The sequence below is a fragment of the Rhodovulum bhavnagarense genome (assembly GCF_004343505.1).
GTDB lineage: Bacteria > Pseudomonadota > Alphaproteobacteria > Rhodobacterales > Rhodobacteraceae > Rhodovulum > Rhodovulum bhavnagarense.
Genome location: NZ_SLXU01000001.1, coordinates 225,690 through 239,485, shown reverse-complemented (window position 1 = coordinate 239,485; position 13,796 = coordinate 225,690). Strand labels below are relative to the sequence as shown.

The 13,796-nt window shown below is 63.2% G+C and carries 14 protein-coding genes; 4 read left to right on the top strand and 10 right to left on the bottom strand.

Going from position 1 to position 13,796, the window contains the following annotated elements:
• Positions 1-17: 17 nt before the first annotated feature.
• The gene (gene ygfZ, locus EV663_RS01210; RefSeq protein ID WP_132950395.1) at positions 18-776 is read left to right on the top strand and encodes a CAF17-like 4Fe-4S cluster assembly/insertion protein YgfZ; all 759 of its coding nucleotides are present in this window, start codon (positions 18-20) and stop codon (positions 774-776) included.
• A 136-nt stretch (positions 777-912) separates the two neighbouring features.
• Here the strand turns inward: ygfZ and scpA are convergent, their stop codons facing one another.
• Positions 913-3,045: a methylmalonyl-CoA mutase gene (gene scpA / locus EV663_RS01205; RefSeq protein WP_132949938.1), complete on the bottom strand. Its 2,133-nt coding sequence runs from the start codon at positions 3,043-3,045 to the stop codon at positions 913-915.
• Between the two features lie 96 nt (positions 3,046-3,141).
• On the opposite strand from scpA, the gene EV663_RS01200 reads away from it, so the two are divergent.
• Positions 3,142-3,603 carry a DUF4174 domain-containing protein gene (locus EV663_RS01200; protein ID WP_132949937.1) on the top strand — a complete coding sequence of 154 codons (462 nt, stop codon included), beginning with the start codon at positions 3,142-3,144 and terminating at the stop codon, positions 3,601-3,603.
• Positions 3,604-3,673: 70 nt separating this feature from the next.
• Here the strand turns inward: EV663_RS01200 and EV663_RS01195 are convergent, their stop codons facing one another.
• From EV663_RS01195 to EV663_RS01175, 6 genes are all read right to left on the bottom strand, one after another.
• Entirely contained in the window at positions 3,674-5,674 is a 2,001-nt protein-coding gene (locus tag EV663_RS01195) for an acetyl-CoA carboxylase biotin carboxylase subunit (RefSeq protein ID WP_132949936.1), read from the bottom strand.
• A gap of 132 nt (positions 5,675-5,806) precedes the next feature.
• On the bottom strand, positions 5,807-6,007 hold the full coding sequence (locus EV663_RS01190; protein WP_132949935.1) for a hypothetical protein: 201 nt from the start codon (positions 6,005-6,007) through the stop codon (positions 5,807-5,809).
• A gap of 310 nt (positions 6,008-6,317) precedes the next feature.
• On the bottom strand, positions 6,318-6,677 hold the full coding sequence (locus tag EV663_RS01185; protein ID WP_132949934.1) for a hypothetical protein: 360 nt from the start codon (positions 6,675-6,677) through the stop codon (positions 6,318-6,320).
• A 69-nt stretch (positions 6,678-6,746) separates the two neighbouring features.
• Positions 6,747-6,878 carry a hypothetical protein gene (locus EV663_RS15935; protein ID WP_279432531.1) on the bottom strand — a complete coding sequence of 44 codons (132 nt, stop codon included), beginning with the start codon at positions 6,876-6,878 and terminating at the stop codon, positions 6,747-6,749.
• A 286-nt stretch (positions 6,879-7,164) separates the two neighbouring features.
• Complete coding sequence (locus EV663_RS01180) at positions 7,165-7,923, bottom strand: class I SAM-dependent methyltransferase (protein ID WP_132949933.1); 759 nt, start codon at positions 7,921-7,923, stop codon at positions 7,165-7,167.
• Positions 7,924-7,934: 11 nt separating this feature from the next.
• Positions 7,935-9,467 (bottom strand): acyl-CoA carboxylase subunit beta, encoded by a 1,533-nt coding sequence (locus EV663_RS01175; RefSeq protein ID WP_132949932.1) that lies wholly within the window; start codon positions 9,465-9,467, stop codon positions 7,935-7,937.
• A gap of 468 nt (positions 9,468-9,935) precedes the next feature.
• Between EV663_RS01175 and EV663_RS01170 the strand changes: the two genes are divergently transcribed.
• Both EV663_RS01170 and EV663_RS01165 read left to right on the top strand, forming a co-directional pair.
• The gene (locus tag EV663_RS01170; protein ID WP_132949931.1) at positions 9,936-11,339 is read left to right on the top strand and encodes a helix-turn-helix domain-containing protein; all 1,404 of its coding nucleotides are present in this window, start codon (positions 9,936-9,938) and stop codon (positions 11,337-11,339) included.
• Positions 11,340-11,397: 58 nt separating this feature from the next.
• Positions 11,398-11,883 (top strand): SRPBCC family protein, encoded by a 486-nt coding sequence (locus tag EV663_RS01165; RefSeq protein ID WP_132949930.1) that lies wholly within the window; start codon positions 11,398-11,400, stop codon positions 11,881-11,883.
• A gap of 41 nt (positions 11,884-11,924) precedes the next feature.
• On the opposite strand, the gene EV663_RS01160 is transcribed toward EV663_RS01165, so the two are convergent.
• The 3 genes from EV663_RS01160 to EV663_RS01150 all read right to left on the bottom strand — a co-directional run bounded on the left by EV663_RS01160 (position 11,925) and on the right by EV663_RS01150 (position 13,781).
• Entirely contained in the window at positions 11,925-12,170 is a 246-nt protein-coding gene (locus tag EV663_RS01160) for an HP1242/YdcH family protein (RefSeq protein ID WP_132949929.1), read from the bottom strand.
• Positions 12,171-12,254: 84 nt separating this feature from the next.
• Positions 12,255-12,821, bottom strand: a complete 567-nt coding sequence (locus tag EV663_RS01155; RefSeq protein ID WP_132949928.1) for a hemerythrin domain-containing protein — start codon at positions 12,819-12,821, stop codon at positions 12,255-12,257.
• A 42-nt stretch (positions 12,822-12,863) separates the two neighbouring features.
• Positions 12,864-13,781, bottom strand: a complete 918-nt coding sequence (locus EV663_RS01150; RefSeq protein ID WP_132949927.1) for a DMT family transporter — start codon at positions 13,779-13,781, stop codon at positions 12,864-12,866.
• Between the last annotated feature and the right edge of the window lie 15 nt (positions 13,782-13,796).

The window sequence follows — 13,796 nt, the reverse complement described above, 5'->3', positions numbered from 1 at the left end:
CCGATATGGAGGGCGACATGCAGGGCGAAACCGCCACCGACCGCACCGTGTTCCGCATCACCGGCGAGGATCGGGTGCATTTCCTGCAAGGGCTGGTCAGCAATGACATGCGCGACCTCGACGGACGGCTGGTCTATGCCGCGTTGCTGACACCGCAGGGAAAATACATCGCCGATTTCTTCGTCACGGCAATCGCGGACGCGCTCCTGCTGGACGTGAAAACCTGCCTGGCCGAGGATCTGGCCCGACGCCTGTCAATGTACAGGCTGCGCTCGGCAGTCGAAATCGCACGAACCGGCCTGCACGTGATCCGCGGCCTTGGCCCCGCGCCTGCCGATGCCCTCGCCGACCCGCGCGCGCCGGCACTGGGCTGGCGCGCTTACCGCATCGCCGCCGCGGGCCCCGAAACCACCGACTGGGATGGCCTGCGCGTGACCCATGGCATCCCCGAGACGGGGATCGAACTGATCCCAGGCGAAACCTACATCCTTGAGGCCGGATTCGAACGGCTCAACGGCGTCGATTTTCACAAGGGCTGCTATGTCGGCCAAGAGGTCACCGCCCGGATGAAACACAAGACCGACCTGAAAAAGGGCCTGGCGACCGTCAGGATCGAAGGTGCCGCCCCGGTCGGCACCGCGATCATGGCACAGGGCAAACCGGCCGGCACCCTGTTTACCCAATCCGACGGCCGGGCGCTTGCCTACCTGCGCTTTGACAGGGCAAGCGGACCGATGCAGGCGGGCGATGCGGTGCTGCACCTCGATCCCGCCTGAGACCGCCCCGGCACTCATCCGTCTCCATGCCGAAGGCCCAGGCACGCCGCGGCCCTTCTTCTTGGCCCCAATACCCATGGCGCACCGCCCGGTGCCCGCGCGCCGCGCGGGCAAGGGCGGTGACCGACGCTGCCTGTTATCCCCGCGCCTCACGGATCAGGCGCAGGATGTTCTGCGCCGCGGTCGGGATGTTGGTGCCCGGCCCAAAGATCGCCTTGACCCCCGCCTTGTAAAGGAATTCGTAATCCTGCTGCGGAATCACACCGCCGCAAATCACGATGATGTCCTCGGCGCCCTGGTCCTTGAGCGCCTCGATCAGCTTGGGCGCCAGCGTCTTGTGGCCCGCTGCCAGCGACGAGATGCCGACGACATGCACATCGTTGTCAATGGCATCCTGCGCAGCCTCTTCGGGGGTCTGGAACAATTGCCCCACATCGACGTCAAAACCGATATCGGCAAAGGCCGTGGCGATCACCTTGGCGCCGCGGTCATGGCCGTCCTGGCCCATCTTGACGACCAGCATCCGCGGGCGGCGCCCCTCGGCCTCGGCGAAATCCTCGACCGCCTTCTGGATCGCGGCAAAGCCCTCGTCACCCTCGTAGGCCGCACCGTAGACGCCCGACAGGGTCTTGACCTCGGCCCGGTGCCGTCCGAACGCCTTTTCCATCGCCATGCTGATCTCTCCTACCGTGGCGCGTGCGCGCGCAGCCTCGACCGCAAGACGCAACAGGTTGCCATCGCCGCCGCGCGCGGCCGCTTCCAGATCGGCCAGTGCCTTGTCGCAGGCACCCTGGTCCCGGGTCGCGCGGATCTTTTCCAGGCGGGCAATCTGGGACTCGCGCACCTTGACGTTGTCGATATCGAGGATGTCGATCTCGTCCTCTTTATCCAGTCGGAACTTGTTGAGCCCCACGATCACCTCTTCGCCTCGGTCGACGCGCGCCTGCCATTTCGCGGCGGCCTCCTCGATCCTGAGCTTGGGCATACCCGAGGCCACCGCCTTGGTCATGCCGCCCATCTCGTCGATTTCCGCGATGATCTTCCACGCAGCATCGGCCAGATCGGCGGTCAGCTTCTCGACGTAATAGGACCCTGCCAGCGGATCGACGACCTTGGTCACCTTGGTCTCGTTTTGCAGGATCAGCTGGGTGTTGCGCGCGATCCGGGCCGAGAACTCGGTCGGCAGGGCGATCGCCTCGTCGAAGGCATTGGTATGCAGTGACTGGGTGCCGCCGAGAACCGCGCTCATCGCCTCGTAGGCGGTTCGCACGATGTTGTTGTAGGGGTCCTGCTCCTGCAACGACACGCCCGAGGTCTGGCAATGGGTCCGCAGCATCAGCGACTTGGGGTTCTTGGGGCCGAACTCGGACATGATCTTGTGCCACAGGAACCGTGCGGCCCGCAGCTTGGCGATTTCCATGAAGAAATTCGTGCCGATGGCAAAGAAGAAGCTCAGCCGCCCGGCAAAGGCGTCGACATCCAGCCCGCGATCCAACGCGGCTTTCACGTATTCCTTGCCGTCGGCCAGCGTAAAGGCCAGCTCCTGCACCAGGTTCGCGCCGGCCTCCTGCATGTGGTAGCCCGAGATCGAGATCGAGTTGAAGCGCGGCATGTCGGTCGAGGTATACTCGATGATATCCGAGATGATCCGCATCGAGGGTTCAGGCGGGTAGATGTAAGTATTGCGCACCATGAACTCTTTGAGGATGTCGTTCTGAATGGTGCCCGACAATTGTGCGCGGTCGACGCCCTGTTCCTCGCCCGCGACGATGAAATTGGCCATGATCGGGATCACGGCGCCGTTCATGGTCATCGAGACGCTGACCTGGTCGAGCGGGATGCCGTCAAAGAGGATCTTCATGTCCTCGACGCTGTCGATGGCCACGCCCGCCTTGCCAACATCGCCCACGACGCGCGGATGATCGCTGTCATAGCCGCGATGCGTGGCCAAGTCGAAGGCCACCGAAACCCCCTGTTGCCCGGCGGCCAGCGCCTTTCGGTAAAAGGCATTACTTTCCTCGGCCGTGGAAAAGCCCGCGTATTGCCGGATCGTCCAGGGGCGGCCGGCATACATCGTGGCCTTTGGACCACGGGTATAGGGCGCCTCGCCCGGAAGGCTGCCCATATGGGCCAGCCCCTCGACATCATCCTCGGTGTACAGGGGCTTGACGGCGATGCCCTCTGGCGTGTCCCAGTTCAGCTCGTCCAGGCTGCGGCCGCGCAACTCTTTACCGGCCATCGCGGCCCAGCGGTCTGTCTTGTCCGTCATCGGATCGTTCCTTCTTTTCGTGGCCCTGCGACAAAGGCAGGGTCAGCCTTCGCTTTCCGCCCCCGGTGGCCTATATGAGGCCCGTCAGGAGGGGTCATGAACAGTCGTCTCGCATCACTCGCCATCGCCGCGCTCGCGGCCATTTCGCCAAGGGCCCAAGCCGCAGAGGAGGCCACGCCGCTCGCCCGCTGGCAGGCCGATCCCACGGTGGTGCTCGAGGCGCAGGATATCGCCATCGAGGATTTCCACTGGCTGGCCCGTCCCGTCGTGGTTTTCGCCGACAGCCCGGCGGACCCGAGATACCGCCAGCAGATGGCATTGCTGACGGAACGTATCGATGACCTGGCCCTGCGCGATGTCGTCGTGATCGTAGATACCGACCCTTCCGCGCCCAGCGCGCTGCGCACGGGGCTGCGGCCACGCGGCTTCATGCTGGTGCTGATAGGCAAGGACGGGGATGTGAGGTTGCGCAAACCCTTCCCTTGGGATGTGCGCGAATTGTCCCGCTCGATCGACAAGATGCCGCTCCGCCAGCAGGAAATACGCGACCGGCGTTGAACCTGCCGGTCGCGCACCGGCCGCCCCGGAAAGCCGCGCACAAGGCGCGGTGCTGGAGAGGCCGCATCGCTCACTCGAACTCCATGATCACGTCATCCACGGCAAGGCTGTCGCCGGGACATGCGTTGATCTTGGTGACGATTCCCTTGCGCTCGGCGCGCAGGATATTTTCCATCTTCATCGCCTCGACGGTGCATAGTGCCTGGCCCTCCTGCACCTCCTGGCCCTCTTCGACGTCGATCTTCACGATCAGGCCCGGCATCGGGCAGAGCAGCAGTTTCGAGGTGTCGGGCGGCAGTTTCTCGGGCATCAACGCGGCCAGTTCCGCCTGGCGGGGGGTATAGACCGCCACCTTCATATCCGCCCCGCGGGTGCGGATGCGGAATCCGTTCGATGCCTTGCCTACCTTGAGAACCAGCGGGTCGCCGTCAAGTTCGAGACGTGCGAGCGACTGTCCCGGCGTCCAGTCCGAGGTGACACGCAGGCTGTCGCCCTCGACAAAGCTCACGGTCGCGCCCTCCCGATCGGCGTCGATGCTCAGCTCGAAACGCGCGCCTTGCGCGACCACGACCCAATCCTTGCCCACGGTGCGCTCGTGATTGTCCATCCGCCCCGAGATGCGCGCACGACGAATCTCGGCCACGCGGAACATCGCGGCCGCAGCCGCGGCCACGCGGCGCAGTTCCGGGGCGGGCAAGGTCACACCGGCAAACCCCTCGGGATATTCCTCTGCGATAAAGGCGGTGGTGATCTCGCCCGAACAGAAACGCGGGTGATCCATCACGGCACTGAGGAACGGCAGGTTGTGACCGATCCCTTCGACCTCGAAGGCATCCAGCGCGGTGCGCATTTCCTCTATGGCCTGCGCGCGGGTGGGCGCCCAGGTGCACAGCTTGGCGATCATCGGGTCGTAATACATGCTGATCTCGCCGCCCTCGTAGACGCCGGTATCGTTGCGCACCACCGCCGAGTCATGCGCCGATTCCGCCGGCGGGCGATAGCGCGTCAGCCGCCCGATGGAGGGCAGGAAGTTGCGATAGGGGTCTTCGGCGTAAAGCCGGCTTTCCATCGCCCAGCCGTTCAGTTTCACGTCGTCCTGGGTAATCGACAGTTTCTCGCCGGCGGCGACGCGGATCATCTGTTCGACAAGGTCGATGCCGGTGATCAGTTCGGTCACCGGGTGTTCCACCTGCAGCCGGGTGTTCATTTCCAGGAAATAGAAATTACGCTGGCCATCCACGATGAATTCGACGGTACCGGCGGACGCATAGCCCACCGCACGCGCCAGCGCGCAGGCCTGTTCGCCCATCGCCTTGCGCGTCGCCTCGTCAAGGAAGGGGCTGGGCGCCTCTTCGATGACCTTCTGGTTGCGGCGCTGGATCGAGCATTCGCGTTCGCCCAGGTAGATGCAGTTGCCGTGGCTGTCGGCCAGCACCTGGATCTCGATGTGGCGCGGTTGGGTGACGAATTTCTCGATGAAGATGCGGTCGTCGCCAAAGCTGTTCGCGGCCTCGTTCTTGGACGACTGAAAGCCCTCGCGCGCCTCGTCGTCGTTCCAGGCGATGCGCATGCCCTTGCCGCCGCCGCCCGCGGAGGCCTTGATCATCACCGGGTAGCCGATTTCCCCGGAAATCTTCACCGCCTCGTCGGCATCCTCGATCAGGCCCATATAGCCCGGCACGGTCGAAACCCCGGCCTCTTGCGCCAGCTTTTTCGAGGTGATCTTGTCGCCCATCGCCTCGATCGCATTCGCGGGCGGCCCGATAAAGGCCACCTCGGCCTTTTCAAGCGCCTCGGCGAACAGCTTGTTTTCCGACAGGAAGCCATAGCCAGGATGAACCGCCTGCGCGCCACTTTCCTTGATCGCGGCCATTACCTTGTCGATCACGATATAGGACTGGTTCGCCGGGGGTGGGCCGATATGAATGGCCTCGTCGGCCATCTGGACGTGCAGCGCATGGCGGTCGGCGTCGGAATAGACCGCCACCGTCTTGATGCCCATCTTGCGGGCGGTCTTGATGACCCGGCAGGCGATCTCGCCCCGGTTGGCGATCAGGATCTTGTCGAACATGTCAGTCCCTTCCAGCGTTTCGCCCGGGCGTCGCCGCCCCGGCGCTCACAAAACAAAGGGCCACCGGGGTTCTTGGCCCCGGTGACCCTGTCATACTCGTGCTCGGCCAGCCCGAAGGCCCGCCGGTTCAGATCAGTTGCACACGCCCATGTCGTCGCAAGTCGCCCCGACCGCCGCACCAACCGCGGCGCCGACCAGCGCGCTTTCATCCAGGACATCGGCGACAACGGCCCCCGCCGCGGCCCCGGCCAGCGCGCGTTCGCCGTCATTGGACATGCAGCCCCCCAGCAGCGCCAGGGCGCATACTGCTCCGATCGCTTTGAAATAACCCATTCTACCCTGCCTCCTATGGCATTTTGCACGGAACTGAAGTCTAGCGCGCGCCGGGCAAAAGGGGAACGGGGCAGATGCAGACCAGCAGCGCCCCGCCAATATGCACTGGCAGCCAAAGGCCTGACCCGCCGGGGGGCGAGCCAGGCAGTTGGGGAAGGGGTGCGGCCGATTTTGACCGCGGGGATACCGGGGAGGGCGCCCCGATCCCTGCCGCGAGAATGACGCCATTCAGTGGACGGCAAAATACCCCGACTGCGCGATTCCGAGGTTTCGGCACATTCCCGCCGGTTGTGGATCTGGCTCAGCAGGATCACGCCCAATCCTCCCCTTCGAACAGATCGGGAAAGCTGGCCCGTGCGCGGGCCACGTCGATACGCAGCAAGGCGTCATAGCTTTGGGGATCAAAGGGGTCCTCGGCGGGAACGACCTCGCGACCGAAAAACCATGACAGCCGACCGGCATCGAGATTGCCGCGCGCGAAAGGTTCATCTCCGAAATGTTCCCAAAGAGCCGCGAGAAAGGCGGAATCGGCACGCCGGTCAGGCGCGCGGCGGTCGGCGTATCTCTCTCGCGCAACCAGGGGGGTTGCCCCGTCCTTGTTCGCGCGGCGGATGGTAAACTGGAAATCGGTGCCGGGCAGGCGCCCCGGAAACCCGCGATGCTTCAGCATGCCACTTCCCCCGTAACAGAGAAGGACATGCCGGAAGGCGGGGCGGGAAAGACCCGCCCCTGACCCCGGTCAGTACTTGTTGTAGGTCGGCTCGGCCGGGATCGGCGCGGGCTCGACGTAAACGACTTCTTCCTGCTGGGCACAGGCCGCCACGAAGGCGACGAGGGACACAGCCAGAAGGGTCTTGATGCTCTTGGACATCCGAAACTCCCGTTACTGTTAAGGGCGGACACGCATTCCACCCCGGTCAAGATACAGGTCACACTTCCGTAACCTTTCGCGATGATACCCAAACGTGCAAGCAATGCACGCTTTTCATCGCGCTGCCTGCCCCGCTGTGGCGAAAAAAACGCAGCCCCCCCCATGGGTGAGCATCCCACCGAAAGATATTGCCTCATGGTCAGAAACCTTTCCGGCTGATGAGTGAGGACGCAGCGCCGGTCGGCGGGAAGAAAAGGCAAGGCGGGCATCGCACCAGACATCCCTCTCAGGCACTGCCGCGGATCAGCATGACCCGCCGCGCCTTGTCCGGCGCGGAGAGATCACGCAGATGGCCAAGCGCGGCAAGGGCCTCGGCCTGCTCAGCCGCCGCACGATCGCGCAAGTCCACGATCACCGCCCCGCCCGGCTTCACGGCCTGCTCGAAAAAGGCGAGATAGGTATCGACGGGATAGTGGAACCCGCAGGACAGAAAACTGACCGCAAGGTCCACCTCGCCCGCCGCAAGCGGATCTGCATCGCGCGGGTTGAGCGTGCGGATATCGTCGGCGGCGACGCCATTGCATTCCAGAAACCGACGCGCTACCGCCAGCGAGGAATAGGCCGCGCCCTCTTTTTGGAACCCGAAGTGCCGAGCCTCGTTGCTTTCAAGGTCAATCAGCAAAAGCCTTGCACCGTATGCCCTTGCTGCAAACAGGTCGAAAAAGGCATATCCCGCGCCGATATCGGCGATCCGCTTGGGCCGGATCTGGTCAAGATCAGGGCGCAGCGCCTGAAATTCCCGCCAGATCACCGCGGCCGCCCGGCGCGCGATATCCCCACCAAGGCGGTCCACCTGCGCACGGATCGGCCCCTCGTCACCCTCGCGCCAGGCCCGGATCACCTGCCCGGCGCGCGGAACGTCGAACAGCACCTCGGAGCGTTGGAGCACGATGTTAAGCAGATCGCCCTGCTCAAGGACAGAGACATCCAGGCCCGTGATCTCGGGCTCTGATAGAGCCTGTTCGATATCATGCTGCAACGCCATGCGCCAATTCCTCAAAGCGGAATGTTGTCGTGTTTCTTCCAAGGCATCTGCCGTTTCTTGCCGCGCAGCGCGGCAAAGGCCCGGCTGACCCGGCGACGGGTGGAACGGGGCTGGATCACCTCGTCTATGAACCCGCGCTCGGCCGCGACGAAAGGATTGGCAAAGGCATCCTCGTATTCCTTGGTCCGCTGGGCGATCTTGTCGGCATCGCCCAACTCCGAACGATACAGGATTTCCGTCGCACCCTTTGCCCCCATCACCGCGATTTCCGAGGTGGGCCAGGCATAGTTGATGTCACCGCGCAAGTGCTTGGAACTCATCACGACATAGGCCCCGCCATAGGCTTTGCGGGTGATGACCGTGACTTTTGGCACCGTCGCCTCGCCATAGGCGAACAAGAGCTTGGCACCGTGCTTGATGACACCGTTATATTCCTGGCTGGTCCCCGGCAGAAAGCCCGGCACGTCCACCAGCGTCAGGATCGGGATTTCGAATGCATCGCAGAACCGGACGAACCGGGCCGCCTTGCGCGCACTGTCGATGTCCAGAACACCCGCCAGCACCATCGGCTGGTTGGCCACCACGCCCACGGTCTGCCCCTCGAGGCGGATGAACCCGGTAATGATGTTACCCGCAAATTCCTGCTGAATCTCGAAGAAATCGCCCTCGTCAGCGATCTTGAGGATCAGTTCCTTCATGTCATAGGGCACGTTGGGATTGTCGGGCACCAACGTGTCGAGACTGGCGTCAATGCGCTCGGGATCGTCGAAAAAGGGCCGGACGGGGGGCTTTTCACGGTTGTTCAGCGGCAGGAAATCGACCAGCCGGCGCACCTCGTAAAGCGCCTCGACATCGTTTTCAAAGGCCCCGTCGGCGACCGAGCTTTTCCTGGCATGGGTCGAGGCACCGCCCAGCTCCTCGGCGGTGACCTGTTCGTTGGTAACGGTTTTCACCACGTCAGGCCCGGTCACGAACATGTAGGACGAATCCCGCACCATGAAGATGAAATCGGTCATCGCCGGGCTGTAGACCGCACCACCCGCGCACGGCCCCATGATGAGGCTGATCTGGGGCACGACGCCAGACGCCTCGATATTACGCTGGAACACCTCGCCATAGCCGGCCAGGCTATCGACGCCTTCCTGGATGCGTGCGCCGCCAGAATCGTTGATGCCGATCACCGGGGCGCCGTTCTGCACCGCCATATCCATGATCTTGCAGATCTTTTGCGCATGGGTGTTCGATACGGATCCGCCCAGCACGGTAAAGTCCTGGGAAAAGACATAGACCTGGCGGCCATTGATCGTCCCCCAGCCGGTGATGACACCATCGCCATAGGGCCGGTTATCCTGCATGCTGAAATCGGTGCAGCGATGGGCCATGAACATGTCGAATTCTTCGAAACTACCTTCGTCGAGCAAGAGTTCGACCCGCTCGCGCGCGGTCAGCTTGCCCTTGCTGTGCTGACTCTCGACACGTTTCGCGCCACCCCCCTGGCGCGCGATCTCGCGGCGGCGTTCAAGCTCGTTCAGGATATCCTTCATCGGTGCTGGCCCCTCTCGGAAATTTGCGGCAACCTAACGGGGGGCATCGCGACATAAAAGAAGCTTTCGGAATATTTGCAAATACTTGACACAACTCTTGCCGCAAAATGCAAAATTGCAAAATTTCCTGCAAACGCGCCTGGCAGACATGCCCCCGGGGATGGGCAACCCGCCTCATCATGGCCGGTTCCAGGCCGCGCGTCCTCGCGCCCGTTATGTGGCGCGGTCGGGGCGGTGACATGCGTCGACATGGGCTGGCGCGCTACTGGCTATGCAAGGTGGCGCCCGACCACCCTTGGCGAAGACGCTGGCCGTCTCGTTTGGCGCGATGGCCGAGTATCGCCTTTTGACACCGGATTGCACGCCGCGCAGGGGCCGCACACCCAGCCAGGACCCTGATCTCTTGCGCAGGAGATTTGCAAAGGATAGGCACACCGTTAGCTAATCCGCAAACCCGGAGCTCGTGCTGTGCCGGTCCGAAAACTCTATGCCGGGGTCAAACTGCGCGAAACGCGCACGCGCCTAGGCCTCACGCAAAAGGCATTCGCCGCGAAACTGGGCGTGTCCCTGCCCTATCTCAACCAGATGGAAAACAACAACCGTCCGGTCTCTTCGGCTGTCCTTCTGGCGCTGGCCTCGGAATTCGGATTTGACGTGACCGAGTTATCGGCGGGCGACGGCGAGCGGTTGGTCAGCGACATGCGCGAGGCCCTTGCCGACCCGGTCTTTGGCGACACCGCGCCACCGCTGGCCGATCTACGTCTTGCCGCCTCGAATGCGCCCGCACTGGCTCGCGCCTTCCTGGAACTGCATCGCGCCTATCGGCAAAGCCATGAACGCCTTGCCTCGCTAGACGAGGCACTGGGCCGTGAGGATGCCGCCCTGAGCCCCTCGCCGTGGGAAGAGGTGCGCGATTTCTTTCACTATTGCGATAATTACATAGATGCAGTCGACCATGCCGCAGAGCATTTCATGCGACCGGATGACCGCGATCCAGACCCCGAACAGCGCGCCGCCAAAGAGCTTGAGAAATCTGGTATAACCCTAAGATACCAAGATATTGATGGGCTGCGAGACTATCATGCGGATAGCCGGACATTGATCTTGTCCTCGCGGCTCAGCGGCCCCACACGGCGCTTTCAGCTTCTTCACCAGCTTGCACTATTGACGCAATCAAAGCTTTTGGAGGCCACGCTTGACCTGGCGCGGTTCCAAAGCCCCGAGGCACGCGCAATCGCACGCATCGGCATGGCCAACTATTTCGCCGGGGCGGCATTGCTGCCCTATACACGGTTTCTTGAGGCGGCGCGGGTCACCCGGCATGACCTGGAATTGCTGGCTGACCGATTTGGCGCATCGATCGAACAGGTGGCGCATCGGTTATCCACCCTGCAAAGGCCCGGCGCGAAGGGATTACCCTTCTATTTCGTCCGGGTCGACCAAGCCGGCACGATCACCAAGCGCCATTCTGCCGCGCCGCTGCAATTTGCCCGCTACGGGGGGGCATGCCCGCTATGGAACGTGCACCGCGCCTTTGAAACACCGGGGCGGTTCCTGCGCCAACTGGCCGAAACGCCGGATGGGGTACGCTATTTCTGCCTCGCCCGCGAAGTCAGCAAACCCGGCGGGGCCTGGGGCGCACCGGTGCGCCGCTTTGCTATCGGGCTGGGCTGCGAGGTCCGGCACGCGCATGAACTGGTTTATACCGACGACCTGGATCTCGACAATGCCGCCGCGTTCGAGCCGATCGGGATTTCCTGCCGGATCTGCGAAAGGCGCCACTGCCATCAGCGCGCGGTGCCGCCACTGGAGCGGCGCCTGAGTGTGTATGCCGACCGGCGCGGCGTGCTGCCCTACGAGGTTGCCGAATAGTTTTGACCTCTGCCCCGGCCCGGCCCTACTCTGCCCTGGGAGACCAGGGAGGACATGAATGGAACTGACCGGCAGCCGCGTCATCGCGGCAGACCGCACGACGGTGTGGGCGCAACTCACTGACCCGCAAACACTGCGCTCTTGCATTCCCGGCTGCGAGGAACTGGAGGGCACGTTCGAGGACGGGTTCGACGCGGTTGTGAAACAGAAGGTCGGCCCGGTAAAAGCCACCTTCAAAGGCGTCGTTACGGTCTCGGATATCGTAACCGGGCAAAGCTATAGCATCGCTGGCGAAGGCAAGGGCGGTGTCGCAGGCTTTGCCAAGGGGCGGGCCGATGTACGGCTGAACTCAACCGAAGAGGGTACCGAGCTGAGTTACGACGTTCACGCCGAGGTCGGCGGCAAGCTTGCCCAGCTTGGTTCGCGGCTGATCCACGGCACCGCGAAAAAACTGGCCGACCAGTTTTTCGAGAATTTACAGATCGCCGTGGAAGGTCCGCCAGAACCCGCCGGGCCGCCAGAGACCGAAACCGCCAAGGGCTGACGGCACGTCCGGCCCCTGGCGGGAGGATCGTCGCGTCAGGTTCAGGCGGGTGCGCGCGCGAGGACTTGCGCGATCTGATCCTTGAGGTGCATGCGTTTCTTGCGCATCTCGGTGAGGTGCAAATCGTCGGTCGGCTCGATATCGGTTTCGGCACGATGCACCGCACCGTTGATCTCGTGATATTCATCGAAGAGACGCGCGAAATGCGGATCATCCACCTTGAGCCGGTGAATCTGGTCCACCTTGTCGGGGAAATCCACGGCCAGTTCGTGCGGGGTGTGGGTCATGCGGGACTCCTGTCATCCATGGTTGCGTTCTAGGGTATGAAACCGCGTCCGCAGGCGTCCTTGATACCGATCAAACCGCGGGCCTTAACCGTCTAGAACTGCGCCGTTTTCAAGGATAATCGGCACCACCAGCTCTTCTTCGTCCAGAAGATGGCGGTCAAGGAACAGGGAAAACCGGACCAGGTCGTCATTCAAGGCCCCGGCGCGGTCATGCAAACGGATCGGTTCGGCCCGAAGCATCCGGTTGGTGGTATCGACCAGCCCATGCAAGCAGACATCCAAAACATGGTGATCGTGGTCCAGCATGTCGAAACCGCGTGCCAGCCCAGGCGCCAAAGCCGAGAGGCGAGGAAAATAATGCATATCCTCGACCTTGTGGTGCGCATGAAGCTGCGTCAGCAACATCTGCGCCTGCCGCCCGGCCGCATGTCGCGCCCGCTCTGGCGCGATGCGGCGATCCAGTAACCCCTGTGTCTGCGCGGTCATCCCGTCAAGCAGCCGGCGGAACATCATGTGCCGCTCCAGCCAGAACCGCGTCAGCCCGTCGAAGCGCACATGGCTTTCCCACAGGTCGCGAGGATATTCGCGCAGCAAGACACACAGTGCATCGGGCAGGCCATCGCGGACGGAAAGGGACAGGTCGTCGGGCATCGCCGGCAACTAGGTCACCGCCGGGCAGACGGCAAGCCATATTCACATCTTTGTGGCCTCGGGCGGCGGCGTGCGGGTCTGCCGGCGCGTCACCGCCTCGCGCCAGGTGATGAACACCACCGCCCCCACGATCATCACACCCCCCAGCAGAACCCAGATATCCACCGGTTCCTCGAACACCAGCCACCCCAGCAGCACCGCCCAGACCAGTTGCAAAAACGTCACCGGCTGGGTCACCGTAAGCGGCGCGGCGCGAAACGCGCGCGTCATGGTGTAATGTCCTGCCGTCCCGAATGCAGCGACCAGAAAAAGCCATACCGCCTGGCCCGGCGTGGGCCAGACCCAGACCGCGATCGCAATCGGCGCAAGCAACACCGTCACCGTCACCGACATCATCGCCACCACGACCGCAGCGCTTTCACGCTCGCTCAGCTTCTTGGCCAAAAGGTAGGAGGCCCCAAAGAACAGCGCAGTGAACAGCATCGCGATATGCCCGTCAGAGACCTCACGAAATCCCGGCCGCAGGATCACCAGAACCCCCGCGAACGCAACGACGATGGCGATTATCCGGCGCAGCGCCAGCCGCTCGCCAAAGACCAGCGCGGCACCGATGGTGACATAGACCGGATTGAGATAATTCATCGCCGTCACCTCGGCCAACGGGATGCGGGTCATCGCGTAGAACCAGCAGATCACGCCAGCCGCATGGACCAGCCCCCGCCACCCATGCAGCATCAGCGCCCCGCGGCCGATACCATCCCGCATAAGCGCGACCAACGTCGGCACCAGAAAGACAAGCCCGAACAGAAACCGCAGGAACGCCGCTTCGGGCGCGGGCACGGCATCGCCCACGATCTTGACGCAAACCAGAACACCGACAAAGCTTGCACCCGTCGCCAGCATCCACAGGATGCCGTTCAGGGGGCTTTGCCCCTGTTCTGGTCCCACATTATCGGCCATGGCGCGATGTGATCG

Excerpts from the sequence above, each read along its gene's own strand:
- EV663_RS01195 (WP_132949936.1), bottom strand. The coding sequence starts at position 5,674 with ATGTTCGACAAGATCCTGATCGCCAACCGGGGCGAGATCGCCTGCCGG.
- EV663_RS01180 (WP_132949933.1), bottom strand. The coding sequence starts at position 7,923 with ATGGCGTTGCAGCATGATATCGAACAGGCTCTATCAGAGCCCGAGATC.
- EV663_RS01165 (WP_132949930.1), top strand. The coding sequence starts at position 11,398 with ATGGAACTGACCGGCAGCCGCGTCATCGCGGCAGACCGCACGACGGTG.
- EV663_RS01190 (WP_132949935.1), bottom strand. The coding sequence starts at position 6,007 with ATGGGTTATTTCAAAGCGATCGGAGCAGTATGCGCCCTGGCGCTGCTG.
- EV663_RS01160 (WP_132949929.1), bottom strand. The coding sequence starts at position 12,170 with ATGACCCACACCCCGCACGAACTGGCCGTGGATTTCCCCGACAAGGTG.
- EV663_RS01175 (WP_132949932.1), bottom strand. The coding sequence starts at position 9,467 with ATGAAGGATATCCTGAACGAGCTTGAACGCCGCCGCGAGATCGCGCGC.
- EV663_RS15935 (WP_279432531.1), bottom strand. The coding sequence starts at position 6,878 with ATGTCCAAGAGCATCAAGACCCTTCTGGCTGTGTCCCTCGTCGCCTTC.
- EV663_RS01150 (WP_132949927.1), bottom strand. The coding sequence starts at position 13,781 with ATGGCCGATAATGTGGGACCAGAACAGGGGCAAAGCCCCCTGAACGGC.
- EV663_RS01185 (WP_132949934.1), bottom strand. The coding sequence starts at position 6,677 with ATGCTGAAGCATCGCGGGTTTCCGGGGCGCCTGCCCGGCACCGATTTC.
- scpA (WP_132949938.1), bottom strand. The coding sequence starts at position 3,045 with ATGACGGACAAGACAGACCGCTGGGCCGCGATGGCCGGTAAAGAGTTG.
- ygfZ (WP_132950395.1), top strand. The coding sequence starts at position 18 with ATGCAGGGCGAAACCGCCACCGACCGCACCGTGTTCCGCATCACCGGC.
- EV663_RS01155 (WP_132949928.1), bottom strand. The coding sequence starts at position 12,821 with ATGCCCGACGACCTGTCCCTTTCCGTCCGCGATGGCCTGCCCGATGCA.
- EV663_RS01200 (WP_132949937.1), top strand. The coding sequence starts at position 3,142 with ATGAACAGTCGTCTCGCATCACTCGCCATCGCCGCGCTCGCGGCCATT.